At 38.1% G+C, this 26,180-nt stretch carries 32 protein-coding genes; 17 read left to right on the plus strand and 15 right to left on the minus strand.

Features of this window, described 5'->3' with window-relative positions; genetic code table 11:
• Window positions 1–30: 30 nt before the first annotated feature.
• Window positions 31–207, minus strand: coding sequence for a gamma-type small acid-soluble spore protein (locus AS180_RS08385; RefSeq protein ID WP_062686670.1), 177 nt, complete (start codon window positions 205–207; stop codon window positions 31–33).
• A 72-nt stretch (window positions 208–279) separates the two neighbouring features.
• The gene (gene fabL / locus AS180_RS08390) at window positions 280–1,029 is read right to left on the minus strand and encodes an enoyl-[acyl-carrier-protein] reductase FabL (protein ID WP_025909537.1); all 750 of its coding nucleotides are present in this window, start codon (window positions 1,027–1,029) and stop codon (window positions 280–282) included.
• 148 nt (window positions 1,030–1,177) lie between these two features.
• Between fabL and AS180_RS08395 the strand changes: the two genes are divergently transcribed.
• Window positions 1,178–1,402: a hypothetical protein gene (locus tag AS180_RS08395; RefSeq protein ID WP_025909536.1), complete on the plus strand. Its 225-nt coding sequence runs from the start codon at window positions 1,178–1,180 to the stop codon at window positions 1,400–1,402.
• Between the two features lie 43 nt (window positions 1,403–1,445).
• Here AS180_RS08395 and mutY read toward each other — a convergent pair whose 3' ends face one another.
• The gene (mutY, locus tag AS180_RS08400) at window positions 1,446–2,540 is read right to left on the minus strand and encodes an A/G-specific adenine glycosylase (protein ID WP_025909535.1); all 1,095 of its coding nucleotides are present in this window, start codon (window positions 2,538–2,540) and stop codon (window positions 1,446–1,448) included.
• A gap of 139 nt (window positions 2,541–2,679) precedes the next feature.
• Here mutY and AS180_RS08405 point away from each other — a divergent pair, with 139 nt between their 5' ends.
• Window positions 2,680–3,660 carry a metal-dependent hydrolase gene (locus tag AS180_RS08405; protein WP_061786169.1) on the plus strand — a complete coding sequence of 327 codons (981 nt, stop codon included), beginning with the start codon at window positions 2,680–2,682 and terminating at the stop codon, window positions 3,658–3,660.
• Between the two features lie 57 nt (window positions 3,661–3,717).
• Here the strand turns inward: AS180_RS08405 and AS180_RS08410 are convergent, their stop codons facing one another.
• Complete coding sequence (locus tag AS180_RS08410) at window positions 3,718–3,987, minus strand: YfhJ family protein (protein WP_025909533.1); 270 nt, start codon at window positions 3,985–3,987, stop codon at window positions 3,718–3,720.
• A gap of 136 nt (window positions 3,988–4,123) precedes the next feature.
• On the opposite strand from AS180_RS08410, the gene AS180_RS08415 reads away from it, so the two are divergent.
• Window positions 4,124–4,282, plus strand: coding sequence for a small, acid-soluble spore protein K (locus AS180_RS08415; protein WP_025909532.1), 159 nt, complete (start codon window positions 4,124–4,126; stop codon window positions 4,280–4,282).
• 44 nt (window positions 4,283–4,326) lie between these two features.
• On the opposite strand, the gene AS180_RS08420 is transcribed toward AS180_RS08415, so the two are convergent.
• Window positions 4,327–4,647, minus strand: a complete 321-nt coding sequence (locus tag AS180_RS08420) for a YfhH family protein (RefSeq protein WP_025909531.1) — start codon at window positions 4,645–4,647, stop codon at window positions 4,327–4,329.
• An 81-nt stretch (window positions 4,648–4,728) separates the two neighbouring features.
• On the opposite strand from AS180_RS08420, the gene AS180_RS08425 reads away from it, so the two are divergent.
• Window positions 4,729–5,388: an SDR family oxidoreductase gene (locus AS180_RS08425; protein WP_025909530.1), complete on the plus strand. Its 660-nt coding sequence runs from the start codon at window positions 4,729–4,731 to the stop codon at window positions 5,386–5,388.
• 31 nt (window positions 5,389–5,419) lie between these two features.
• On the opposite strand, the gene recX is transcribed toward AS180_RS08425, so the two are convergent.
• The 4 genes from recX to AS180_RS08445 all read right to left on the minus strand — a co-directional run bounded on the left by recX (window position 5,420) and on the right by AS180_RS08445 (window position 8,114).
• Complete coding sequence (recX, locus tag AS180_RS08430; protein ID WP_062686671.1) at window positions 5,420–6,229, minus strand: recombination regulator RecX; 810 nt, start codon at window positions 6,227–6,229, stop codon at window positions 5,420–5,422.
• Between the two features lie 83 nt (window positions 6,230–6,312).
• Window positions 6,313–6,708, minus strand: coding sequence for a family 1 glycosylhydrolase (locus AS180_RS08435; protein WP_082636363.1), 396 nt, complete (start codon window positions 6,706–6,708; stop codon window positions 6,313–6,315).
• A 3-nt stretch (window positions 6,709–6,711) separates the two neighbouring features.
• A complete protein-coding gene (locus tag AS180_RS08440) occupies window positions 6,712–7,128 on the minus strand; it encodes a carbohydrate ABC transporter permease (RefSeq protein ID WP_374699987.1) in 417 nt (138 codons plus the stop codon).
• Window positions 7,125–8,114: a LacI family DNA-binding transcriptional regulator gene (locus tag AS180_RS08445; RefSeq protein ID WP_062686672.1), complete on the minus strand. Its 990-nt coding sequence runs from the start codon at window positions 8,112–8,114 to the stop codon at window positions 7,125–7,127. Before AS180_RS08445 ends, AS180_RS08440 begins: the two co-directional genes overlap by 4 nt.
• Window positions 8,115–8,352: 238 nt before the next feature.
• Here AS180_RS08445 and AS180_RS08450 point away from each other — a divergent pair, with 238 nt between their 5' ends.
• The 5 genes from AS180_RS08450 (at window position 8,353) to AS180_RS22430 (ending at window position 11,755) form a co-directional block, all read left to right on the plus strand.
• Entirely contained in the window at window positions 8,353–9,255 is a 903-nt protein-coding gene (locus AS180_RS08450) for a TIGR01777 family oxidoreductase (RefSeq protein ID WP_062686673.1), read from the plus strand.
• A 33-nt stretch (window positions 9,256–9,288) separates the two neighbouring features.
• Complete coding sequence (locus tag AS180_RS08455) at window positions 9,289–10,416, plus strand: amidohydrolase (RefSeq protein WP_062686674.1); 1,128 nt, start codon at window positions 9,289–9,291, stop codon at window positions 10,414–10,416.
• A gap of 252 nt (window positions 10,417–10,668) precedes the next feature.
• On the plus strand, window positions 10,669–11,229 hold the full coding sequence (locus tag AS180_RS08460; protein ID WP_025909523.1) for a GNAT family N-acetyltransferase: 561 nt from the start codon (window positions 10,669–10,671) through the stop codon (window positions 11,227–11,229).
• A 111-nt stretch (window positions 11,230–11,340) separates the two neighbouring features.
• On the plus strand, window positions 11,341–11,469 hold the full coding sequence (locus AS180_RS21615) for a YfhE family protein (RefSeq protein WP_076512909.1): 129 nt from the start codon (window positions 11,341–11,343) through the stop codon (window positions 11,467–11,469).
• Between the two features lie 124 nt (window positions 11,470–11,593).
• Window positions 11,594–11,755 carry a hypothetical protein gene (locus AS180_RS22430; RefSeq protein WP_156413463.1) on the plus strand — a complete coding sequence of 54 codons (162 nt, stop codon included), beginning with the start codon at window positions 11,594–11,596 and terminating at the stop codon, window positions 11,753–11,755.
• A gap of 423 nt (window positions 11,756–12,178) precedes the next feature.
• Here the strand turns inward: AS180_RS22430 and AS180_RS08465 are convergent, their stop codons facing one another.
• The 3 genes from AS180_RS08465 to AS180_RS08475 all read right to left on the minus strand — a co-directional run bounded on the left by AS180_RS08465 (window position 12,179) and on the right by AS180_RS08475 (window position 17,717).
• Window positions 12,179–14,968 (minus strand): dynamin family protein, encoded by a 2,790-nt coding sequence (locus AS180_RS08465; protein WP_062686675.1) that lies wholly within the window; start codon window positions 14,966–14,968, stop codon window positions 12,179–12,181.
• 196 nt (window positions 14,969–15,164) lie between these two features.
• A complete protein-coding gene (locus tag AS180_RS08470) occupies window positions 15,165–16,679 on the minus strand; it encodes a glycine betaine uptake BCCT transporter (protein WP_062686676.1) in 1,515 nt (504 codons plus the stop codon).
• A 429-nt stretch (window positions 16,680–17,108) separates the two neighbouring features.
• Window positions 17,109–17,717, minus strand: coding sequence for a methyltransferase (locus AS180_RS08475; protein ID WP_062686677.1), 609 nt, complete (start codon window positions 17,715–17,717; stop codon window positions 17,109–17,111).
• Between the two features lie 160 nt (window positions 17,718–17,877).
• Here AS180_RS08475 and AS180_RS22435 point away from each other — a divergent pair, with 160 nt between their 5' ends.
• A complete protein-coding gene (locus tag AS180_RS22435; RefSeq protein WP_153301207.1) occupies window positions 17,878–18,033 on the plus strand; it encodes a hypothetical protein in 156 nt (51 codons plus the stop codon).
• Window positions 17,985–18,236, plus strand: a complete 252-nt coding sequence (locus tag AS180_RS08480; protein ID WP_062686678.1) for a methyl-accepting chemotaxis protein — start codon at window positions 17,985–17,987, stop codon at window positions 18,234–18,236. Before AS180_RS22435 ends, AS180_RS08480 begins: the two co-directional genes overlap by 49 nt.
• Window positions 18,237–18,305: 69 nt before the next feature.
• Here the strand turns inward: AS180_RS08480 and AS180_RS08485 are convergent, their stop codons facing one another.
• Entirely contained in the window at window positions 18,306–18,935 is a 630-nt protein-coding gene (locus AS180_RS08485) for a nitroreductase family protein (protein WP_062686679.1), read from the minus strand.
• A 241-nt stretch (window positions 18,936–19,176) separates the two neighbouring features.
• Here AS180_RS08485 and AS180_RS08490 point away from each other — a divergent pair, with 241 nt between their 5' ends.
• A complete protein-coding gene (locus AS180_RS08490; RefSeq protein ID WP_025909887.1) occupies window positions 19,177–19,608 on the plus strand; it encodes a YfmQ family protein in 432 nt (143 codons plus the stop codon).
• 123 nt (window positions 19,609–19,731) lie between these two features.
• Here the strand turns inward: AS180_RS08490 and AS180_RS08495 are convergent, their stop codons facing one another.
• Window positions 19,732–20,355, minus strand: coding sequence for a LysE family translocator (locus AS180_RS08495; RefSeq protein ID WP_062686680.1), 624 nt, complete (start codon window positions 20,353–20,355; stop codon window positions 19,732–19,734).
• Window positions 20,356–20,671: 316 nt separating this feature from the next.
• Window positions 20,672–21,343 (minus strand): NAD(P)H-dependent oxidoreductase, encoded by a 672-nt coding sequence (locus AS180_RS08500; protein ID WP_025909885.1) that lies wholly within the window; start codon window positions 21,341–21,343, stop codon window positions 20,672–20,674.
• Between the two features lie 155 nt (window positions 21,344–21,498).
• Between AS180_RS08500 and AS180_RS08505 the strand changes: the two genes are divergently transcribed.
• The 5 genes from AS180_RS08505 (at window position 21,499) to AS180_RS08525 (ending at window position 25,999) form a co-directional block, all read left to right on the plus strand.
• Window positions 21,499–21,930: a hypothetical protein gene (locus AS180_RS08505; RefSeq protein WP_062686681.1), complete on the plus strand. Its 432-nt coding sequence runs from the start codon at window positions 21,499–21,501 to the stop codon at window positions 21,928–21,930.
• Between the two features lie 189 nt (window positions 21,931–22,119).
• On the plus strand, window positions 22,120–22,797 hold the full coding sequence (locus AS180_RS08510; RefSeq protein ID WP_025909883.1) for a response regulator transcription factor: 678 nt from the start codon (window positions 22,120–22,122) through the stop codon (window positions 22,795–22,797).
• Window positions 22,794–24,173, plus strand: a complete 1,380-nt coding sequence (locus AS180_RS08515) for a sensor histidine kinase (protein ID WP_062686682.1) — start codon at window positions 22,794–22,796, stop codon at window positions 24,171–24,173. Before AS180_RS08510 ends, AS180_RS08515 begins: the two co-directional genes overlap by 4 nt.
• Before the next feature lie 109 nt (window positions 24,174–24,282).
• On the plus strand, window positions 24,283–25,317 hold the full coding sequence (locus AS180_RS08520) for an ABC transporter permease (RefSeq protein WP_025909881.1): 1,035 nt from the start codon (window positions 24,283–24,285) through the stop codon (window positions 25,315–25,317).
• Window position 25,318: 1 nt separating this feature from the next.
• Window positions 25,319–25,999: an ABC transporter ATP-binding protein gene (locus AS180_RS08525; protein WP_025909880.1), complete on the plus strand. Its 681-nt coding sequence runs from the start codon at window positions 25,319–25,321 to the stop codon at window positions 25,997–25,999.
• The last annotated feature ends 181 nt before the right edge of the window (window positions 26,000–26,180 follow it).

The raw sequence follows: 26,180 nt of genomic DNA on the forward strand, positions 1-26,180 counted from the left end.
TTCATAAGAATCTTGGCTTCGCTTTTACCATTAACCTTGGTATTTACCAGAGTTTTGGTTTTTCTTTGCTTCAGCTTGTGCGTTTTGTTGCTTCACTTGTTGCACATCTGTTTCGCTAGCAAATTCTGCACCGTATTGGTTGTTTGCAGCTTGTGCGTTTTGTTGCTTTACGTTTTGCGCGTTTGTTTTGTTTGGTTGTTTTGCCATTGTAATCACCTCCACAAAAATTAATATGTCCAGGTGATTACGGCGATATACACTCTTTTTTATTTTAGTTTATTACATCAGTAAAGAACGTCCGCCATCTACGATAAGCGTTTGACCACAAATCATATTGGCTTTATCTGACACTAAAAATTGAACCGCATCTACCATATCATTTGGCTCAACCATTCGACCTGTTGGCGTATGTTGACGCGCATCATCTAACAGCTCATTGCGATTTGGGAAATGCTTTAACGCTTCGGTATCAACGGCTCCTCCAGATACAGCATTCACAATGATGTTTTTCGGAGCTAACTCTACCGCAAGATATCGAGTTAATGCTTCAACTGCTGCTTTTGAAACTCCTACCGTTGTATAGTTTTCTAAATAGCGAATCGAGCCCAGTGAACTGATGGTTACAATTTTGCCGCCCCCGACTTTTTCCATTCTTTTTGCCGCTTCTTGCGCACAGAATAAATAACCTTTGCTGTTAATATCCATTGTCCAGTCCCAGTGTGTTTCTTCAAGCTCCATTACAGGACGTAAAACACCAGATGCTGCATTGCTAATAAATACATCCAAGCGCCCGAAAGCTTCGTCAATTTGCTCAAACATCTCTTTGATTTTTTCGACCTTACCGACGTTTGCTTTTACAACCAGCACTTCACGTCCGAGTGCTTTTACTTCTTCTGCTACTTCTAATGCTGCACTTTTGCTACGCGCATAGTTGAGGACGATATTGTATCCGTCCTTTGCAAGTCTTAGTGCAATTTCTTTTCCAATTCCACGACTGCTTCCCGTTACAAGTGCTACTTTTTGTTCCATATTATCTACTCCTTATGTATCGTTCTGTTCATATTGTACTTATATTTCTGTATAAGAAACAAGGGGAGATGAAAAAATAAGTCTGCCTAGATTCATTTGCTTACGATGCAAGAATGAGGCTTAATTAATGACAAGAAGGTGATGAAGCATGTACATAGGTCGTGATATGACTGAATTATCAATGATGGCAAAGACCGAATGGCGAGATAATGAGCTCGCATATTTTCATCATTCCCTCCAGCAAATCATGCCTTATTTAAATACTGAAGGCCAAGGTATTCATCGTCAAATTATAGAAGAAATTGAAAATCGTGGCGGTCTGCATCGAAATGAAGATGATTACACGCACTCCACCAACGTAATATATGATTAAACACAACAACAAAGAGACTGTGAACAACCACAGTCTCTTTTCATTAAGTAATTTTATGGTATTCCTTTAGAATTTTTTGATGAGACACCGGAAACGCATATTCTTCTATTTCTTTAACCGATACTAACTTTAAATCATCTCGGTTAGCAATATTGCCCGTGAGTACCCCTTTATACACGTTAATGTTCCACACAATGTGGGAGAACACGTGCTGAATGACTGTAAAAGGATGGTCTAGCACCACTTCTGTATCATAATCGGCTTCAACAAAGGATGTAAGCTGAGTTTGCTCTGTCCCAATTGTAAGATCCACTTCTACATTTGGAAATTCCCACAGGTTTGCAAGTAAACCTTTATTGGGACGCTTGTGAATGAGGAAATTACCTTGTTCATCTGTAACAACAGCCGCTGCGATTTGAACAGCTCTTGGTGGTTTTTTCTTTGACTTAACCGGTAACTCCTGCTGAACACCCTGCTCAAACGCTCGACAATGCTCACGCACAGGGCACAGAAGACAGGATGGAGAAGTTGGGGTACATACAATGGCGCCTAATTCCATTAGGCCTTGATTAAAAAACGACGGGCTGTCTTTTGAAATGATTTCATGAACAACCTCTTCAAAAACCTTGCGAGTCTTTGGCTTTGCAATATCGTCCCAAATTGATAAAATACGGGACAATACTCGCATGACGTTCCCATCAACAGCTGGCTGAGGTACCCCGTATGCAATACTAAGGATGGCTCCAGTCGTATATGGTCCTACTCCTTTTAACTTTGAGATTTCATCTGGCGTGTGGGGAACTTTGCCACCGTATTGTTCGTGCACTTCGCGAACAGCTGCTTGTAAATTTCGCGCTCGTGAATAATAGCCTAGCCCTTCCCATGCTTTTAATACGTCGTCTTCAGGCGCATAGGCTAAGTCTACAATCGTTGGGAATTTCTCAATAAAATTATTAAAGTATGGAATGACTGTATCAACTCGCGTTTGTTGTAGCATAATTTCAGAAACCCATACTTTATAGGGATCTTGATCTTGTCGCCATGGTAAAATGCGCTGTTCTGTCTCAAACCATGAGATAAGATCGTGCTGAAATTGTTCTATTTGAAAATCTTTGACAATATCTTTACTTTGTTTCACGTTATATCCTCCGAGTTATGAGCTATATATATACAATGTATTGGTATTGAAATATTGTTCTGTTTCTATTCATGTTATACTCTAAACACACTTGCTTCTATCTGAAAAGTAAGGTTAAGCAAATAAGGAGGTTGCTTTAATGGATACTGGTACACATATTGCAATGGGAATCGCCATCGGTGCACTTGCTACTTTAGATCCTGTTGTCGCGGCAAGCAGTGTCACCACAGAAGCCGTAATGATTGGCGTTATTGCCGGTTCATTAGCACCTGATTTAGATACGATTTTAAAACTTAAAAATAATGCTCACTACATTCGAAATCATCGCGGAATCACGCATTCAATTCCAGCAGTGGCGCTTTGGCCCTTGCTTATTATTGTAATTGTTTCGCTGTTTTTTCCAAACGCTAATTTATTCCACTTATGGATTTGGACTTTTGCTGCCGTTATCATTCACGTTTTTGTTGATGTGTTTAATGCTTACGGCACACAAGCCTTAAGGCCATTTACTGATAAATGGATTGCGCTCGGTGTTATTAATACATTTGACTACTTTATCTTTGCTGTCCATGTTGTTGCCATCTTAATTTGGTTCTTAGGAATGAGTCCTGGCCCAACCTTTATTACCATGTACAGTATTATTGCTTTGTACTATGTATGGCGCTTTTACATGAGACACCAAATTGCAAAGAAAATACGCCAGAAGTTTCCGGACGTGGTAAAAATGAATATTTCACCAACGATTCGCTTTACACACTGGCACCTAGCCATCACAACCAAAGAAAACTTCCACGTTGGGCGCGCAGTTGGCCAGAAAATCTTTATTTACGATACATTTAAAAAGATTCCTATTCCTGAGTCTGACATAATTGATGTTGCTAAACGTGATGAAAACCTGGCTGCATTCTTATCTTTTTCCCCAATTTATCGTTGGGAAGTTGATGAATACAGCGATCATATTGAAGTTCGCTTCATTGACCTTCGCTATCGTAGCAAAGATTATTACCCGTTTGTAGCAGTGGTTCAGCTTGATTATGATTTGAATATTATTTGTTCGTATACAGGATGGATTTTTAGTGAGAAAAAGCTTCGTAAAAAGCTCGACTATCTTCCTCACTAAGCCATTTGAGCACCTAAAGCCCCCTAAGCTAGAGCCAGGGGGCTTTTCATTTGTAAATTAATGCTTTAAATAATCATCGTTATTTAATAAGTGCTTATATTTTGGGTTTTTGACCGCCACTTCATGAAGCTTATCCCCATAGTGGTTAATGTACATTTTTACAACTTGCTCTGCAGCTTCTTTTCCCTTGTATTCATAGCCTGCTTTTGCATACGTTGACTCGAAATCTTCCCAAAATAGCTCCACCCACGTTCTTGCTTGTGCATAAGAAAGTGTATCATTTTTTGCAAGTAATTGATTTGTGAGTCTTTCAAAAATATCTTCCATATAAACACCTCTATTACCAAATTATTCATGAGTAAACGATTGGTTTCGACTTACACTAAGTCAAGGGGAGTATAGCTTTCCCTGACTTACTATATCATACACACAACAAATTCTTTTGTAAAAGGGGCAGTCTTGAATGCGTAATAAAGAAAAAAACTTTCCAAATCAATCAAACAACAAACTAGAAGGTGAGCCACGCGCTAAAGCTGAATTCGCTTCAAAACGCGCTGATGGAACAATTAACACAAACCCACAGGAGCGTATGCACGCATCTAACCAACGTACAGACGGCTAACAAAATAAAAGCACGAATTGATCGCCGTCAATTCGTGCTTTGTTTTATGAATCGCTCTTAAGCATTGAGATTGGTAGTGCTTCTTCTTTCTCAGAGGTTCCTAAACGAAACCCCCAAGCAAACACTCCATTCATGTAATCAATTTTAAAATATTGACCTGGAGCTCCTTCAATTTCATATACTTCACCAGGTTTGTATGAAGATGGATCCAACAAGTACGACTTAGCCATCACAATTTTTCTTTCTAATACGGCATACTCGTTAATCATCCCTAATTGCTCAGCTTTTCGTGCTTTATCATTTAGCACGCTAATCTCTTGCTGAATCTCATACGTACTCATTTCACTATACCTTTTGTCTGACACGATGTTTCCCCCTTTTGTTCCTTTCTTTTTATTATAACAAAAGGTATAACTAAAAGGAGAGCAATATAAGGAGGCGCTTACATGAAAACAATATTAATTACGGGCGGAGCAACGGGTCTTGGCAACGAGCTTGCTAAGCTATATGTACAAAATGGCGATCAAGTCATTTTATTAGGCAGAAATGAAGAAAGACTGAATAAAGCACAAGAAGAGTTAGGTACAAGCTGCATTGCCACCGTTTCAGCGGACTTGACTAATTACCAAGAGCTTACACAAAAAATGGATAATCTTTTGTCTTTTCACTCCGTTGACGTTTTAGTTAACAACGCAGGTATGGGACATTTTGGACCACTTACAAGCTACACAAAAGAGATGATTGATGAGGTCATTGATACCAATGTTAAAGGAACAATTTACCTCACACAAGCCCTGCTACCTCATCTACAAACACGTGAGCAAGCCTCTATCTTAACCATCATCTCAACTGCTGGGCTGCGCGGAAAGAAAAACGAATCCGTTTATGTCGCAAGTAAATTTGCGCTCAGAGGATTTGTTGAAAGTTTAAAAGTAGAATGTGAGCACACTTCTGTTTCATGCACTGCTGCTTATATGGGCGGAATGGATACGCCTTTTTGGGACAACAGCGATCATATCGCGGATAAAAGCCGCTTAAAGCATCCAAGTGAAGTAGCTAGCATTATTTTCAACCAGCGTATGACAAAGGAAGACATTATGATGTAACATACACAAAAGCCTTGCTGACAGCAAGGCTTTATTCTTCTTCCAAGGATGAAATAAACGCTTCAATTTGATCAATTGAAAAGCCTTTTCGATAGAGGTTCTGCTTCATTTTTTGCTCATACTCCCAGCCGCTATACTTCGCGTATTTCCTATGAGCCTTCATGCCTTGTTGTGTAAGAGCTTGCCATTCTTCATCACTATTTTTTTCAACATCCACGTGCTGCATGGCTCCGTTAATAATGCTAAAAGAATAGCCTTTGTTCACTAAAAACTGCTCAATCTTTTGCTTCATGACGATTTCTGAGTACTTTTTATATTTTCCCTTTAACTTTGCAATGAGCTTCATTACTGTTTCAATTTGCTCTTCTTTTGAGAAATGTTCAAGCGTAGACTGAACGATGTCTGGTTTAATCCCTTTTTCTTGAAGCTCTCGTTTAATAACGCTCGGCCCTTTTGACGTAGTGTTAACCTGCGTAAGCACGTAGGCTTTGGCAAACTCTTCATCATTTAAATACCTGTGAGAATCTAACCTTTGAATCACCTGCTGAACAATCATATCTCCTACTTCTTTTTTCTTTAAATAATCTCTTACTTCTTTTTCAGAGCGCATTCGATATGAGAGATAGGTTACCGCTAAGTTATAAGCTTTTTTTTCCTCATCTGCAAATTGAATTTCCGCTAGTTCAAACTCATCCAACACTCGTCCTTTTTTCAAGTCATACTGAATGAGAACATTGGCATCAACACCAAAAGCAAATTCTTCGCCTTTTCCTTGATCTATATAAACATTAAATCTCTCTGCACTATTCTTTTGCGTTGTAATTTTCGTAATAACCGTCATTTTTTCACCTCATCCAATTCAACAAAAAAATTCTTCTTGGCTCATCATATCACACTGAACCAAGAAGAACGTATCCGTTGCTTTTAAATTAAGATGCTACGGTTGCTTTTAATAATTTCCTCATATCGATATGCACTATCTTTCCAAATTCGCTCTTGAGAATCAAAATCTACATAGAGGATTCCAAAGCGTTTATCGTAACCAAAGCTCCACTCAAAGTTATCCATTAATGACCATAAATAATAGCCTTCAATACCCATTCCTTCTTCATTGAGTTCATGTACAGCCTGTAAATGTTGCTCCACGTACTCTACACGACCTGCATCATGAACGCGGCCATTTTCAACAATATCATCAAACGCTGCGTAAATAAACAGCTTGATTGCTTTTGCCTTTCCAGATCCGGGTGTTTTAATCGAAACCTTAGTCTCTAACGATTGACTTTGCTTACTTTTATTCACCACAGGTCGTTCTATCATTGTTTACACCTGCTTTTCCTTTTTATTTTGGTTACCATACATTCCTTTGAAGACAAAAATAGAGAAAATAACGGTAATGATAAATAATCCGTAGGCAACTGCTGATGCATAGCCGTAGTTGTTGTATTTAAATGCTTGGTTATATAGATATAGCACCATCGTATTTAAAGCTCCGTCTGGAGAACCAACGCCATCCGTTAAAAACATTGGTAAATCAAATAACTGCAGGCTGCCAATAAGAGACGTAATCATGATATACAGTAAAATTGGCTTTAATAATGGCAGCGTAATTTTCGTAAACGTTTGCCAGTGGTTAGCTCCATCAACTAGAGCAGCTTCGTAGTAATCTCTTGAAATACCAGAAACCCCAGCCATAACGACGATAAATGAATGACCAAATTCGTAAATCGACGCCCTTATCGACTGACAAGCTCAACTGGAATGACGTTGGATGAGATCACTTTTTTCTTGTGAGTGATTTGTTCAATTAAAATTTGTGCAGCTTGATTTCCCATTAAATCCGTATCTTGCCTAATCGTTGTCAACTTCGGGGTAATATACTGTACCATGTCAATATCATCAAATCCAATAATTGAGATATCTTCCGGCACTCGAAGCCCTCGCTCTTTTATCGCTTCAATTGCACCAATCGCCATATGGTCACCAGCTGTAAATACTGCGGTTGGCTGAACCTCTAAATCTAAAAGCTTATTCATTGCTAGCTTTCCTTCTTCAATTGAAAAGAAGCCACCGTCTACAAGATAACCGTCTCGAATTGATAAGCCTATTTCTTGCATTCCCTTCTGGTACCCTTTTGCTCTCGCTTCTCCAACAGCATTTATAAAACTGCCTGCAATATGAGCAATTCTTTCATGACCGAGTGAATGTAAATGTTGAACAGCTAGCTTTCCTCCTTCCACATTATCAGAATAAACCGTACTGCACGGAGCTTCCATCATATCAATGACAACAATGGGAAGCTTGCTGTTAATTAAATCTTGAATTTGAGAGTCATCAGCACGCGAACAAAATACAATAACTCCGTCTACGCCTCGGTACATAAAATGTTCCAAATAACTAACATCACGATTGCGTAAATTTCGCGAAGCAAAGATGAGATCGTACCCTTCACGCTCGGCATGTTTCCTAAAACTTTCAATCACAGCGTTAAAAAATGGATGCTTCATACCAACGCCGTTTTCTTCAGCAAACACAACGCCAATTATGTGGGACTTCTTTGTAGAAAGTGATTGAGCATTGGAGTTAGGCAAATAGCCCATCTCAGCCGCGGCCCGTAAAATTTCTTGCTTCGTTTTTTCACTAACGTCTGAATAGTTATTTAAAGCTTTTGATACAGTTGTACTTGAAAAACCCGTTTTCTTTGCAACATCATAAATTGTAACCATTGTTTTCTCCTCTGTTACGAAAGCACTTTCGATAGCGTCGTTATAACGCATTCATTTTATATAGACAATACTTATTTTAAAATTTTCATTATATGATCTAACAAAAAGAAATGTTTTTTTCGATAAAAAAAGGGTTTTATAACTATAAGTACTAATATAAGAACAATGATTGAAACCATCGTTTTGGTAAACAATAGAGCTAGTATTAGGTGGTACTTATCAAAAAGGAGGAATGAAAATGAAAGTTGTGATTGCTGGCGGTACGGGTTTTGTAGGAAAAGCACTCGTGCATGATTTACTAAAAAAACAGCATGAAGTATACGTGTTAACACGGAATGCTAATAAACCCTCTCACAATCCTAACCTTCACTATGTAGAATGGCTAAAAGAAAATGCTAAGCCTGAAGATGTTATTCAGAGGGCTGATGCCTTTATTAATCTAGCAGGCGCTTCGTTGAATAGCGGTAGATGGACAGAGGAACGAAAACAAGCGATTGTCCAAAGTCGAGTTTCTTCTACTCGTGAAATCATTCGAATTATGGATAGCTTAGAAAGAAAACCTTCTGCTTATATTAACACAAGCGCTGTAGGTTATTACGGAACATCGGAACACGATACCTTCACTGAAACGTCTCCATCCGTTGGTGATGACTTTTTAGCTGAAACGGTTAAAGTGTGGGAAAAAGAGGCATCGAAAGCTAAAGATTTAGGAATTCGCACTGTATTTACGCGCTTTGGCGTTATTTTAGGAAAAGAAGGCGGCGCATTATCAATGATTGCCTTGCCTTATCGTTTTTTTGCAGGAGGAACAGTTGGCTCAGGAAATCAATGGCTCTCTTGGGTGCATATTAAAGACGTTGTGGGAATAATTCAGTTTGCGATAGAGAACCAAGACGTACAAGGACCTGTTAACGTCACAGCACCTACCCCTATCCAAATGAAAGAGTTTGGTCAAACTGTGGGTGCAGTTTTACACCGTCCTCACTGGCTTCCAGCCCCTAGTTTTGGCCTGAAGCTTATGCTTGGCGAAATGAGTATGATTATTTTAGAAGGACAACGCGTAATTCCTGAAAAAATGATGCAACACAACTACCATTTTACATATACTAAATTAGAAAATGCATTACAAGACTTATTATAACGGTGTATGAATGTATCAGATAAGGAGTTTGCTATGAAAGCGACACTATTTAAAAACGCTACAGTTTATCCAATTACATCACGGGCAGTATCTAACTGCGACGTACTTGTTGCTAATGGAAAAATTAAAGATGTTGGACCGAACTTACAGCCTCCTCTTCAAGTGGAAGTCGTAGATTGTAAAAACCGATACTTATTTCCTGGGTTTATTGATGTTCATACACACCTTGGACTCTATGACGAAGGCACGGGTTGGGCTGGTAATGATGCAAATGAAACTATCGAGCCGCTCACTCCACATATTCGAGCATTGGATAGCGTACATCCACTTGATTCTGCATTCAAAGACGCTGTTCAGCACGGCATAACAATCGCTCATATTATGCCAGGAAGCGCAAACGTAATCGGCGGTACAACTTCTGTGATTAAAACTACTGGCACCAACATCTCAAACATGCTCATCCAAGAAACTGCTGGTCTGAAAATTGCGCTTGGTGAAAACCCTAAGCGAATTCACAGTCATGGAAACAAAGAATCCATCACTCGCATGGGCATTATGGGGATGCTTCGCGAAGCGTTCTATGAAGCAAAATACTGTGACAATACCGACAGTTTACGAATCAAGCCTCTTGTGCAGGCTTTGCAACGTGAAATTCCTGTTCGAATTCACGCTCATCGCGCGGATGATATTTTATCTGCTTTACGTTTTGCGGATGAATTTAATTTAGATATCCGTATTGAACACTGCACCGAAGGTCATTTGATTGCTCATGAGCTAGCTTCTAGAAACTTAAAGGTTTGTGTTGGACCTACGCTAACAAGACGATCAAAGATTGAGCTCAAAAATAAAAGCTGGGAAACCTATCAAGCACTTTGGAATCAAGGCGTAGAAGTGTCCATTACAACTGACCACCCCTACACGCCGATTCAATATTTAAATATTTGTGCTTCCATTGCTGTAAGAGAAGGCTTAGATGAACAAAAAGCACTCGAAGGTATTACAATTGCAGCTGCTAGAAACCTGCGCGTTGATCACCGTGTTGGCAGCATTGAACGTAATAAAGACGCTGATTTAGTACTATGGAATTACCACCCTTTTCACTACCTGGCTAAGCCTTTAGTAACAATGATTAATGGAAAGATATTATTTAAAAAAAATTAACAAAATAACTATTTTCAATTTCAAATTTTTTTAGTATGATACGTACAGAAACATATGAAAAAAACAAATCTATACACATCACTTGTTAACATTTGAAATCGTTGACTTGTAATGGGAAGGCAAATGGTGCGCCACCAGGTAACTGGTTCTAGTGGGTTCGATTCCCACCCCGAAATTTTTTTTACTACTAAAAAATTTCGAGGGTGGGGACTTGAAGGTCCTTTGTATGCCCTCATTCGGGAGGGAAAAGTTATGTTAAAAAAACGTGACCTACAAGACTGTCAATCTCTTTATGACCTAATGATGCATCCAGATGTCTTCCCTTTTGTTCGTCATAAAGCGTATTCTCAAGAAGAGTTTTTGTTCGTGACGAAGCAAACAATGGAAGCAGAAGAGCACGGGGAAGTCATCTCGCGTACAATTCTTGATGAATGGGGTAACCCAATCGGCACGATTAACTTATTTGATATTGAAGACCAAGCTGGCTTTTTGGGTACTTGGTTAGGCAAACCTTATCACGGCAAAGGATATAATCAGCTCGCCAAAGAAGCATTCTTTAACGAACTCTTTTTCGAACTAGAGATTGAGCGCGTATTTATGCGAATCCGAAAAGTCAATGTCCGTTCACTGAAAGCAGCTGAAAAGCTACCTTATGCAGTCCTTGCTAACGAAACGCGAAAAAGCTTATACGATGAAATCAATCGAAAAGAAGAAGTATACGATTTATATGAAATCCCTAAGGATTTATATACTCTTTACTACATGCGTCACGAGCAAGAAGTTCATGAAGACCACCAGTTAAAAGAAGCGTAGAGAGCAAATCCATCTCCATGGATAGCTCTTTTTTTATGTTTGCCTATTGGTTTAAAAAACGCCAAACTTGGTGAAACTTAGTACAGAAATGAACTACTTGGAGGGATTTTAATGGCTGATAAAAAGCGTCATGAAAAAACGAAAAGTACACTAAGAAGCGCACAAGAAGTAACGTATTCTCATGAATTTAAGTTAGCAGACCAAGCTGGCGGCTATACTAAAAAGCAATCTAGACATTAATCTCTTAGGAAAGAGACTGAAACATAAGTAGTTCAGCCTCTACTGTACCTGAACGATTGAGAGTTCATAACTTTTAATCGTTCAGGTTTTTTTGGTTGATTGTGAAAACAATGTTGGAAACAGGGTGGAATGGAGCGTAGGACACTCGACTCCTGCGGGAAAGAGAGGGAAAACGGAGATCCCGCAGCGCAGCGAGGAAGCTCAGGTTCCTCCCCGCGGAAAGCGAGTGGCCGTAGCGCAATGGAACGAATGTGTTGAGACAAATCAAAGAGATGGGAACAGCTAGTGTTCGTCTTTTAGAAGCAATCATTTTGTTATGTCCCAAACTCTTTTGTTATGCAGTTATTTTTTAACAATAATAAATAGTTAGGTCAGTAAGAAGGAATTCCTTAGCTCAACTCTCTTTCTAAACAATAAAAGATATACACATAACTTACTAACATGTATGTGGATAATGTGTATAAGTCGTTAATAACTGTATTTAACAATCGTTATGACCTGGTATAACAATGTGAATATTTTATAGGAATTTTCAGAATTATTGTTGATAATGTGTATAACTCTGTTAATATCCTTATTTTGTATGCACTTTCATTAAAAACTTGTTGTGGATAACTCTTCTACTCCGCACCTTTCCTATCACTATTTTTTTACTTTTTTACAATACTATGAACTGCATAATAAAAAGACAGGTTTCCCTGCCTTTTTGTTATGAATATGACTCAGAGTGATCAACACTTGTAGACTTAATTTCTTCATACGTCACGCTTTCTTCTGCTTGTAGCATAATTTCATATTGGCGAAGGCGTAATTGGAATACAGAAAGTGGATCACTATATACCGTCAGGCTTTCCTTCATCTCATTAAGTGCATTCTTACTGCGCTCAATTGTTTCATGAGACTCTTCAACTGCTCCGTGCAGCTCTTGAATAGGTGGCTCAAAAAAGAGATGAATATCCACTTCTAGAGACTTCTCAAACAAATCAAATTGTAGAAAGAACTTATTTAGCACAGATGCCGTAACATCTTCATACTCTTCATTTTCAATATATTTTTTATATTGATTATAAAGCATCGTTTTATTTTGCGAGAACGAGCCAAAAATCTTTCCTGCGCTTTTTAAAAGAATTTGCGCTGGATTCACGCGTAAAAAGATGTTTTCTTCTTCTAACTGCATGCGCGTTGTCATTCGGTTAATATCACGTTTCCAATCATCCAGTACTTTAAAATCACACTGGAGCATAAAACGCTCTTTTTCATACATTTCATTAAAGCTATTGCCCATATCTTCAATATAAGATTGCATGTCAGTAAAGTGGTCGTTGCACTGTTTCATCCAGTCATGCAGGGACGCTCGAAATTCTGGTAAAAGGTCTTTTTCAATATACTCTTGAATTTTCTCGTTCATCTTTTTGTTTAATTCCAGGTGGATTCGACGGAAATCACTCTCTTCATTTAGCATGCTAGAACATTCACGCAGAAGCTTAGGAAGATTTTTCGTTAACGCTTGCTTCATTTGATCTTTAATACCTTGATACACGTTTACAAGCTCATGAACCGCTTCGCTTTCTTTATCCTCTAGCGTATTAATAAAGCCATTCACACGCACAAGCATATCTTCATTCCAATGAATAGCTTGTACGTATCCACTCTCTTGCTCCGCACGCTGTTTTAATAAATCCGAAAGCGTTTTGCGAATAAACGTTAATAAACTGCTAATGCGACGTTCACGGTTATTTTGTAGACTAGTGAAGTGGAAGTTTTCTTTCATAAATCGAGCTATGCTACCTCTCTCATCCAGCTCATATACCGAAGCATATGGTAAAATGCTCGCTTCTGGAAAATCAGCCTGAATATAAGCTGACGTTTCTTCGATAAAACGTTCCATTTCCCGCTCATCTTCTAGCGCATTCACTTTATTTAAAACGAAGTGAATAGGAAGCTCTGGCGCTTGCTTCTTCACAAGCAGCAACATATTTCGCTCTTTTTCTGTAAACGGCTGATTTGCATCAAGTACAAATAGTAGTCCGTCTGCAATAGGAAGATACTCAAACATATACTCAGCTTCATCCATTTGTCCGTGAAAGCCTGGAATATCAATGAGACCGTAGTGTTGATCTTGTAAAAAACGATTTGGCACTCGAACTTCTAAGCACGTATCAGCTTCGCTTACTTCTTTTAATTTACTAAAAGAATGCCATTCTGTACTCGTATTCATTTCTTTTGACGAACGTTGATTCACTTTAAATTCTTCATCATGGAAGACTAGGATTGGTACGTTATTTCCACCTGCTATATGCTCGTTTAATACAGCATTAACAATTGAGGCTTTATCGCTTTGCATCGCACCCGCTACCATAACATATTTCGTTTTTAAATCTGCAAATGAACTAGCTAACCAGTTAAACTTATAGCCAACTTCAAGCCCATGGTGCCTTCCCCATTTTGTAATATTTTCACCAAGCTCAAGAAAATACGTTAAGCCATCTATATCACTTGATGACTCAAAAATGAGACGCTCTGCTTCTTGTAAGGCAGGTGAAGCAATCGAAGATGTAAACTGCTCATTCCATGCCAAAATAGCTGCTGAAGGAAATAACGAGCGGGCTTGGCTCGTAACTTTTAGCCAGTTAGCAAGCAAGTGTGGCACAACATCGTGAAGGTCACGCATTGTATACTGACCGTTAATGAGCTCTACGTACGTCTCTTCATATAAGCGAGAGATTTCTTGCCAGTATTCATATAGACCTACTTCTACATTTAAAAAGATATTATTAATGGTTTTAACCCACGCTAAGTGTGAATCTTGACCAACGTAACTCTTCCAAAGTGCACAGACAAGCTGCTTAAAGTGTAGCTGATCAACTTTATAGAAGGTAATAAGTACCTGATAAAAATAATCAGGTGCGAATGATTTTGTATAGCCTTTATCTACATATTTCTTTAATGTATCAAACCACTTTAATGACTCAGTGCGAATCGCTTCGTCCACAGCTAGCTCTACGGCACTTTTCCAGTCGCTCTGCTCTTCGTAAAACTCTCTTGCTAACAGCGTAACGTTCGGGTAGCTAGGCTGAAATGATACAAGGTTCTTAATCACTTCATAGGAGCGCTCGGAATTTTGCTGTTCTTTATATAATGAAAATAGCTTTAAGCCAACTTCCGCTGTGAGCGTGCTAGATTCCGAGTCTATAGCGGTATACATCTCCTCGGCAATTGATAGCAGTCCCAGCTCATAATAAGCATCTCCGATATTTTTCTTTGCCCAAAGCTCAAGCTCTCCATTTACGTTTTCCCACTTATAAATAGCTGCTTCAAAGTCTTTGTTATGGAAATAAATTTCCCCTTGTGAAAAACGAATAAATGATAGTTCATAAACCTCTTGCTTTTGTTCTTCCAAAAGCGCTTCACCTAACGCCATAATTGGATTAGATAAATTTTCTTCTGAAAGCAAGGTTTCATAGTACTCCTTTTGAATTAAATGCCTTTCAATTGTCATTCATCTATTCCTCCATCTATGTATAGAAATTCAACATTTTCAATGATCTCTTCCTATTATTTTAACAGAAATCTCCGGAAGAAAAATTTCATTTGCATGTCAATTGCTGAATCGCAACCTTTTCCCTAATTAATCTATCAACCTGACAATTTTAAAAAAAGCATAGTGATAATCATTCACTATGCTTTTTTACTAGTTATGATGTTTTTTTCTTTTTGATTTGACCAATACCAAGCGCTTTTGCTTCTTTGTTTAAATCTTTTAATAAACTAGCTGTCATTAATGCCATTACGACAGAGAACGGTAGCGCTGCTATAATCATGGTATTTTGTAACGCTTGAAGTCCGCCAGAGTATAAAAGCACTAGCGCAATAACTGTTAGCGTAATTCCCCAAACCAACTTAACGCTGTTTGCAGGGTTTTGTGAACCATTTGTTGTCATCATTCCAAGCACAAACGTACCTGAATCTGCTGATGTAATAAAGAATATAGCAACAAGAATAATCGCTAAGATTGACATAAGAGTTGCTAGCGGATAATTTGCAAAAACGCCAAACAGAGACTCTTCTGTTGCCAGCTTTGAAAGTTGTGCAATACCATCACGCTCTAACGTTAACGCAGATCCTCCGAATACAGAGAACCAAAGGAAACCAATTAGAGAAGGTATCATTAACACAAAAATAACGAACTCACGAATTGTACGACCTTTTGATACGCGTGCGATAAAGATTCCAACAAACGGTGACCATGCAATCCACCAAGCCCAATAGAAAATTGTCCAGCCGTTAATCCACTGACGGTCTTCTTCATTTAATGGTGCAATACGGAAGCTCATGTTCACTAATGTTTGCAAATACTTCCCAATCGTATCTGTAAAGATATTTAGCGTAAATAGCGTTGGGCCTAATATAAACATTAACGCAAATAAAGCAAAGGCTAAAATCATGTTTGCATTACTTAAAATCTTAATTCCTTTTCCTAATCCCGTTAAGGCTGAGACAATAAATAACACTGTTACAACAAGAATAATAATGAATTGCGTCACAATATTCGATGGCACATCAAAAAGATAAGACAAACCACCGTTAATTTGAACCGCACCAAACCCAAGCGTTGTGGCTACACCAATTACAGTGGCAATAACTGCAATAACGTCAATAATTTTACCAAGTACGCCATCTGCATATTTCCCTAAAATTGGCTTTAGTGTTGCGCTGATTAATGCACGCTCTCCTTTTCGGAACGTAAAGTATGCTAGACACATCGCAACAATACCATAGATAGCCCAAGCATGAATTCCCCAGTGGAAGAACGTAAAGCGCATTGCGTCTTGCAGACCTTGGTCTGTCCCTACTTCTCCTGTTGGAGAGCTGATCGCATAATGGCTAATAGGCTCAGCTGTGCCCCAAAACACAAGACCGATTCCCATTCCTGCACTAAAAAGCATGGCAAGCCAGGTTGAGCGTGAAAACTCAGGCTTGTCCTCCTGTTTCCCGAGTTTAATTCGACCAATCGGACTTACTAATAAATACAAACAAACTAATACAAACAAAGACACCACAATTAAATAATACCAACCAAATGAATCTGTAATAAAACCTTGGATTGCTCCCGTCACGCTCTCAAGCGTTTTGGGTGCACTCACACCAAAAATAACTAATAATGCCATGATGGCAATAGAAACATAAAAAACTGTTGAAACTTTTTTCATTTGAAATTAAAAACTCCCATCTTTGATAAATTCGCAGAGGGCTTTACTTCAATTGGAGAACACAAACAATATGCAAAACCAAATAGAAAACAATATTTTTTTATGAAGCAATAATAACTAACCCTTAAAGATTGCGTTAAGACGTACTTAAGCTACATCATTTTTACTTAGCTAATATTCCTCATGTAACACTAAGCAACCAAGACCTACCTGCGATCTACTTATGCAGGACGGTTTGTTGACTTGGAATTTATGGAACTGGTTGTATGGTGAAAAGTTTGTTCTTGCTTCTTTCGTGGGCATGCTTTTTAGCATTACGTTCTTTAGGTAATAAGGGGGATTGGTGTATTGCCACAGTATATAGTAACATATCTCTACAAAATTGTCTGTTTTTTAGTGATATTCTTTTACACCTTACCTGTTCATCTCTTAATACTTCAGCTCGTACACTAAAAATCTTTCGAGTGAATTTCGTTGCGATAAACCTTGAATCTCGATTTCTTCCTTTAGCTGAAAAGGCGTGCGGCGCGTTAAGAAATCAGTATAGTCCTCTGAGCTATAGTAAAGAATAATTGTTACGGGTCGATATGCTTTTCCTACTGAATCTAAGATATTCCCAACGACTTTCATAAAAATTTGAATGGAAAACGGATTAAAAAAATAAAAGACAGTATCTCGAATATCAATTTCATACTCTTCTGCTAAGCAGCAGTGAAAGGACAATTCAGCTCGGCGATGGTGATATTTCTTTAAATAACTTCGCTTATTGAGAAGCGCTTCTTTGTATAATTCTTCATTCATTTCAATCCCAACTACAGATGCTTGATAGCGGTAATGCAGGTAAAAATTTAATCGCCCTTTTCCACACCCAAAGTCGACAACTCGATCCGAAGAGCTCAGCGATACCTTCGCAAATAGCTCATCAAGGCCTTTGTATGGTGTAGGCTCATAGCGATGATAGTGCAGTGAATCGTAAAAACCTTGTTGATTTCCACTTGTTTGTATATTTAACAGCTCGTCATAAAAATGATCTGTCATGTTAAGACTCCTTTTTGTTTGCCCCATACATTAATACCTACTTTCCCATTCTTTCAAACCTATTTCTATTCACTTCAAATAATTTTATTTCAAATAGCTTGATTTTGGGTAAAAATAGTCGAAATAATAAAGAGAGTTTGTTTAAAAGGAGCAAATAGTAATGATAAACAAAAGTGCTAGCACACAGGTGTTAAACCAAGATTCAGTACTCGGTGCGTTAGAGAAATCTTTAGCGATGATTGAATTTGACTTAAATGGAGAGGTACTTTGGGTCAAGCAGCTCATGCTGGTGAACATGGAAAAGGCTTTGATGTAGTTGCAAAAGAAGTGCGAAACTTAGCTACCCGAGCAAACGAATCAACAAAAGAAGTTCACAGTAAAGTAGAAGAAATAACGTCTTTTGTACACACCATTTTAAACGCGACAAACACTTCTGAAAAAGCACTTACATCAAGTAGAGAGCAAATGGAGAAAGCAATCGCTAAATTTGCTTCAATTGATGAAGCTGCTAAGCACTGACAAAACTGGTAGAGGCATAAGAACTTTTCACACTAAAAAAGCCTGAAAATTACCTCAGGCTTTTCATTATTACTTCCACTCAGCTACGCGATTGATTGGTAAGCGAACTGATGGATGACCTTCATCTACTGCTTTACCGATTGAAATAAGCATAACTGGTACGTGGCGCTCTTTGTCCATTCCAAATACTTCTGTTACTTTTTCTTTTTCATAGCCACCAATTGGGTTTGTATCATAGCCATACGCGCGTGCTGCTAGCATAATTTGCATAGATACAAGACCACCATCAATTAAGACAACATCCTTCATATCTTCGTTTGAAATTGTTTCAAAGTATGAAGAAAATGCTTGTTTAATATTGTCTTTTACGTCTTGTGGCATATAGCCTACTTCTACTGCTTTATCATAAATTTCATCGAAGTATTCAACGTTTTGAACATCTCCAAATACAGCAATAATGGCTGCAGATGTTTCAACTTGAGTACTATTGAACTTAGCTAGTTCTGCAAGCTGCGCTTTTGCTTCATCGCTTTCGATTACTAAAAAGCGCCATGGCTGCATGTTAACTGAAGATGGTGCAGTTGTTGCCACGGTTAGAATTTCTTCCATTTCCTCACGGCTGATTTTTACAGTTGGATCGTAACGTTTAATTGAGCGACGCTCTTTTAAAATTTTATTAAAGTCATTTGTTGTTTGCATGTTAAATCTCTCCTTTTATTGTTATTTTTATATAACTACTTACTTAAAGTTATCTACTTTTATTAATGCAATGTCTATTACCTTACTCTCATTTTCTTATTTTGTAAAATAATTAGCCTTTCGAAATAAATAAAAAATATTTTCTGATAAAAACCGTCACATAATAGACCAAACTTGTACATTTATTCCGTGTTAAAATAAAGAATGCATTCTTATTTTTAATTATTGGAGATGACCTAAGATGTTCTGGACAGTTATTGTTATTGTTGTTGTCAGTGCTCTTAAACTTTTAATTACGTGCCTACCTAACACAGTCGTAGAATGGCTTCACGGTAAGTTCAAGCTACACCCTACCTTATCCATTGATTCAGCTATTGTGAAAAGAAATGGAAGCACCATTGAAGGTGAAGAAAAAGCACAAATTATTGAAGCCTTTAACAAAGCGACGTTTCTAGATCAATACTATGTACACGATGGGAATCGTACTCACTACCTTAACCTTGAGCGAAACAAAACTCCCATTATTATTCACAGTGTAAACGGCAAACATACCTTTGAACTGCTTATATACGGCTACAGCGATCATGTAGATGTGGTGAAGAAATCCAAAAAGAAAGTACTCGCGTACCGCATGCTTTCAGACGAGTTTCAAACAAATATGCACGTATCATAAAAAAACAAGGTGAAAATTCACCTTGTTTTTTTATGATATTAAATTATGATAAAGCGTACATCTTGTTCTTCCAAAATGCGTGCAGTTAAACGTATCACGCTCTTTAAACACTTACTTTTCCTCTCACTTCTCACCCAGGGCAATTCTCAACCCAATCAGTGTAAACAAAGAGCCTTCAATCAAGTTTATTTTTTGTGAAATTGCTGGTCGTTTACGTAAGACGGTTCCCACTTTACCTGCAAATAAACTGATTACCGTAAAGACAAAGAGCGCCTGAACTAGAAATGTGATGCCATATACCAGCATTTGAAACGCTGCGTTTCCACCGCTAGCAGTAACAAACTGCGGTAAAAATGCTAGAAAAAACAAGGATACCTTCGGGTTTAAAATATTCATGATAATTCCTTTTTTGTAGAGTGCATCATAACTCACTTGTTGAGTCTTCTGTACTTCTAAAGGAGAGCTTTTTGCTGTAAATGCTTTATAAGCTAAGTACAGTAAATACGCAGCTCCCGCATATTTAATGATAGAAAATGCTAAAGATGATTGATATAAAAGTGCGCTTACGCCTAAAACAGTAGCTAAAATATGAACAATCAGACCTGTACATAAACCAAATGCCGTGGCAATACCCGCATTTTTCCCATTAGAGATACTTTGAGCAAGCACAAATAGGTTATCTGGCCCTGGCATAATCGTAAGCAATAGAGCTGCTCCTAAAAATGACAACCAAATTAAGAAATCCATAATCAAAACTCCTATGTATTATTTGCATTCAAACGAAAGAACTTTATTGAGTGTTCCCACCTCAACAGCGGGCATTCCACCGCTATTAAAACACGAGTTCGTTAACGTATTCAGCTCTTTATTATTAAAATATGACTCTGAAAACACAAGTGATGCTCCTACAACAAGTATGAAAGAAGAAATAATAGATAGCCTTTGAATATTTGTTAATCTTTTAATGATCCATCACCCTCTGTTTTTCTATATTTTAACATATATTCATACAAAAAAGCAGCATCTTATAATAGAAACTGCTTTTTACTATGATTTATTTCTTTTACTTTATCCACTGCACTACTTCGTCAAAGTCTCTTCTTGTTTTTTCACGCTTTGGATCTTCAACGCGATAACCAAATGCAACCATAACAGAGATATCGTATTGACCATCCTCAAGAAGTCCTTCTTCTTTTAAAAGCTCATGCGTTTTTTCATAATTAAAGCCTTCAATTGGACAAGAATCAACGCCGATTTGCGCTGCTGCTGTCATCATATTACCAAGTGCGATATACGTTTGCTTACTTGCCCAGTCAAACAGTGCACGGTCGCTTTCAAATAAGCGAGCATCTTCTTCTTGGAACGCTCTGAATCTTGGTAAAACAGACTCTAACACATCTTCTGGCATTTCTTTAACTGTTTTTTGATGATTCATTGCGTACTCTGAATCATAGCGTGCGTCTGTACGCGCTAGAATGATAACAAAATGACTTGCTGTTGGCAGTTGTCCTTGCGCTCCCCATGAAACTTCTTTCAAGCGACGTTTTAAGTCTTCGTTCTCAATCACCAAAAACTTCCATGCCTCATAACCTAATGAACTTGGAGATAAGCGTCCAGTTTCCATAATAAAACGGAAATCCGCTTCTGACACTTTCTTTGTTGGATCAAACTCTTTCGTTGCGTGACGGAAATGAAACGCATCTAGAATTTCTTGTTTTTTTGCTTCGTTGCTCATGACATATCCACCTTTCTTCTCTCATCAATTTCTATGTGTCATGGTAATGAATTTCATTGCAGAATACAACTATTTAGCTTTTTACAAAAAGATTAACTATCCCATATTTCCTTTGTATAATAAGGTAAAGCAGAATGAGAAGGAGATAAAGTAACATGATAATAAAAGTGAAAGAATGGGTTTCTTCACTATGTAACAATACACCGTTATCAAAAAACAATGCTATTATAAAAAAACAAACTTTTTACTTAACACTAAAAGAATTTGCTGATCAACCTCAGGTCTATATGCGTACCATGAACGAAGGTTTATCATTCGGATATGAAACTGTACAATGGGATGGGCCAATTCCTGCTTCTGAGCCAGTTATCCACCAAATTCATATTCTCTATTGGAAAGAAGTCGAACTTTTATCACATGTTCAACTCTGCGAAAAAATAACTAAGCTTTTGATTCAAACTATCGAAAAACGAAAAAGCGAATATGCAAGATGTCAATTTTGTAAAGACTTAGTGAGTCAAGAGCATCGATTTGATGAACAAACATGTCATAGTTGTGCATCTCGTCAATATGGAGTCGTGTATTAAGAGAAATTTAGCGATGAGCCAAAAAGGTATTTTCTTCTCTTTTTAACATTCAGCCTCCCTATTAACATAGCAGCTCTCATGATTTGGGTCATAACAATTTAGGTTATGGCTTTTTTCATCATTTGAAAATTCTTTTCACCAGCGGTATGTTTAAAAGAAAAGATTTCTTAAAGAAAACGAGGAGCTTATATGAAAAAGATTCTACTTGTCGATGATGATTTACATATTCTCCAGCTTGTAACTATTCACCTATCACAAGCTGGCTATGATGTAATACAAGCAAAGCACGGAAGCGAAGCGCTCGAAAGACTACAGGAAGAAGACATTGCTCTAGCCGTCGTTGATGTAATGATGCCTTTTATAGATGGCTACACTCTGACAAAAGAGATTCGTCGCTTATATGACCTTCCCGTTATTTTGCTCACTGCAAAGAGCCAAATTGAAGATAAAGAAGAAGGCTTTGCCGCCGGAACAGATGATTATCTTGTAAAGCCTTTTGAACCAAAAGAGCTGCTGTTTCGCGTTCAAGCACTTTTAAGAAGATATGCAAAAGAAGATGATGCGTCTGTTATTAAGCTGGGCCAAACGATCATTAATAAAAGAAGCTACGAAGTCAAAGTTGGAACGAAAACGCTTCTTCTACCGCTGAGAGAATTTGAGCTACTGGCCTTTCTCGCTTCTAATTCCATGCGTGTTTTTTCCAGAGAAAACCTGATTGAACACATATGGGGCCTTGACTATGAAGGTGATGCAAGAACGGTAGACGTTCATGTTAAACGGCTGCGCGAGCGTTTTACAAACCTAACAGAAGACTTTCATATTAAAACGGTTCGCGGAGTTGGCTACTCATTGGAGACGAAACGATGAAGTCTCTTTATAGCAAATTTGTTATCATTACCGCTAGTATCATGCTCCTTAGCAGCGTGTTGGCTTTTTTAGGTTCGAACCTGTACTATCAGCAAAAATTAAAGCCTTCAAACGACGCAAAGAATACGGAAATTGCTCTTGATATCGCTGAATTTATCAATGAAAACCCACACATTCAATTGAGTGATTACCTTGAGAATATCGCTGAAGTAGGGTATCAAATTTATCTCGTTGACGCTGGTGACACCGAACGTTTTTTTGGAGCAGCATTTCGAGATACAGCATTAAAAAATGAAGTCAAAGCACAGGTTTTAAACGGTGAGATCTATCATGGAATGCGCCAGTTCCCCAAGCAAACGTTTGTAACCGGATTTTTTGCAAATGAGCTTACTAATACAATCGGTGTTCCAATTACGCATAACAGCAAGTCATATGCCCTCTTTTTACGACCAGACATCAAGCTTTTGTTCAATGAAATGCACCTATTGCTAGCATGGCTACTTGCGCTCACTATTTTACTTAGCATCGTTCTTGTCTTATTTAGCACGAACTATTTGGTAAAGCCCATTTCGAGCCTAACGGCAGCAACAAAAGCATTAGCTGCTGGAAATTTCCATCCTAAGCTTCAAACGAAGCGAAACGATGAGCTTGGTGAACTGTCAAAAAGCTTTTTGCAAATGGCTCAAAAGTTAGAACAGCTAGATGATATGCGAAAAGAATTTATTTCGAACATCTCTCATGACATTCAATCTCCGCTGTCTACTATTAAAGGATATACCGGCCTTTTAGAACAAGACAGTCTAACAAGCGAGGAAAAAGTTCAATATATTTCTGTCATTAACAGTGAGATTAATCGATTATCAATTTTAACCAAACAGCTGTTACTTCTCGCTTCTCTTGATCGAAACGAAGACATGATGAAGGCACAGCGTTTTCATGTCGGAAAACAGATTGAGAACCTAATTAAAACGCACCAGTGGGCAATTAGGGAACGGGACTTGATGATTACCTACTCCCTTCCAGATATTACAATCACGGGAGATCCCTCACTGCTGAGCACCGTCTGGGATAACCTGTTAACCAATGCGATGAAATACAATAAGCCTGGTGGAACGATTGATGTTTCAATAAAAGTTGCGCATGACTATTTAGTAGTCTCGTTCCAGGATACAGGAATCGGTCTAAGTACTTCACAGCAAAAGCGTATCTTTGATCGCTTTTACCGTGCTGATACCGCTCGTTCACAAACGGTCGAAGGAACGGGACTTGGTCTTTCAATCGTTTCAACAATCATAAAGCTTCATAACGGCGAAATTAAGGTAGACAGTCAAAAAGGTGAAGGCACATTATTTCAAATTAAACTTCCTATTTCCTAAAGCTACATCCTGATGGATGGGGCTTTTTTCATTTGTAACCTGCCGTTCATCGTCCATTCACAAACAACTTATACACTAAAAGTACGAAATCAAATTGGAGGAGATTTTGATGAACATCGCATGGAAAGAAATCAAAAAAAACAAAGCAAAATTCCTTATACTAGGCTCCATTATCTTTCTTGTAAGCTTTTTAACCTTTATTATTTCTGGCCTTGCAAACGGTCTGTCAAAGGATAATGCAGCACTCATTAAAAACTTGCCTGACGGACAGTTCTACATGACGAAAGAAGCAGAAGAAACGTATAACCTCTCGTCAATTGACCGTTCTGTTCAAGAGAGTGTTCTAAACGAGTATAAAGACGCTGTCGCTTTTTCAATTGGAATGGGTTTTGTGAATGATGAACGAGATAAACAACGTAGCGTTTCCTTTGTCACATCAACGGATTCAAAGCTCTTTCCGAATCTAAATAAAGGTGAAGTTATCCTAGACTCCTCCTTGAAAAAAGAAGGAATCAAAGTTGGGGACACGCTTACTCATGACCAGTATGATGGAACGTTTGTGGTGAAAGGCTTTGTCGATGAAGCCAAATATAGTCATACACCCGTTGCTTATATTAATGAGGTGGACTACCAAGGAATGTTTGCCACAGAAGACCTGCAGCTGATTTTCTTGCCGAACATAGATGAAGCTCCGTTTGTTAATGGACTTCAATCTTTTTCAAACAAAGAGTTTTTAGCTACCATCCCAAGCTACAATGCTGAACAAATGTCATTGAATATGATCATTTGGTTTTTAATTGTCATTAGCTGTATGCTGTTTGCCATTTTCTTTTATATGATGAACGTTCAAAAAATTGGACTGTACGGAATTCTAAAAGCAATTGGGATGAAAACGAGCAGATTGTTTACAATCATGTGGACGCAAATGCTGATTATAACCGCTGCTTCTATTCTATTGTCCATTGCATGTAGTCAGCTATTCAACCTAATAGCACCTGAAGGAATGCCTTTTAGCTTACCTGTTCTAACTACTCTTCAACTTGCTGGTGTGTTTCTCGTTATCGGCTTTACCGGCTCGACGCTATCGGGTATTCAAATTAAAAAGATTGAACCTTTAAAAGCAATTCAACAAGGAGAGATGTAAAATGACGACTTTTACAATAGAACATGTAAAGAAATCGTTTACTAACGGAGAACGAAGGGAAGATATTTTAAAAGGAATTGACCTTTCATTAAAAGAAGGTGAAATCACTGCTCTTGTTGGTGCATCAGGTTCTGGAAAAAGTACGCTCCTTACAATTGCAGCTGGACTGCAGTCCGCATCAAGTGGACACATTATATTTGAAGAAAAAGACTTAGTAACCATGAACCCTGAGCAAATGCGGAAATTGCGTGCAATCAAGTTTGGGTTTGTGTTTCAATTTGCTCACCTTGTGCCATTTTTGACGGTTGAAGAACAGCTTCTCTTAATGTTAGATATAGCGGAAGTATCGATGTCAAAACGTGAAAAGAAGCAAGAAGTACAGCATATCTTAAAACTTGTACAAATGGAACATCGAAAGAACGCATACCCTCCCTCTTTATCAGGAGGAGAAAAACAACGCGTCGCAATCGCTCGAGCCATCATTCATCAACCAAAAATACTGTTTGCTGATGAGCCAACAGCAAGCCTTGATTCAAAGCGTTCAAAAGACATCATGGCTCTTTTACAAAAGTTAACAAATTCACTGAAGATAACAACGCTTATCGTTACGCATGATGAAGAAATGCTTATCTATGCAAATCGTGTGATTCGTATGAGCGATGGCGTTATTATGCAGGATTAACTCAGCGACCTTTTCACATCTCCCATGGTGAAAAGGTTCTTTTTTACTGTCTAGACCGTTTACCAATAAAAAATCTTTAAGATGCTAATCCTACATCATATAGTGTCATTTTTAATTTATCTTTTCAACGTACGATACATAATGAGCCATATTCAGTTACTAATTTACTACGTCACACCAA

Origin of the sequence: Priestia veravalensis, from assembly GCF_001457055.1 — a bacterium.
Classification (GTDB): Bacteria; Bacillota; Bacilli; order Bacillales; family Bacillaceae_H; genus Priestia; species Priestia flexa.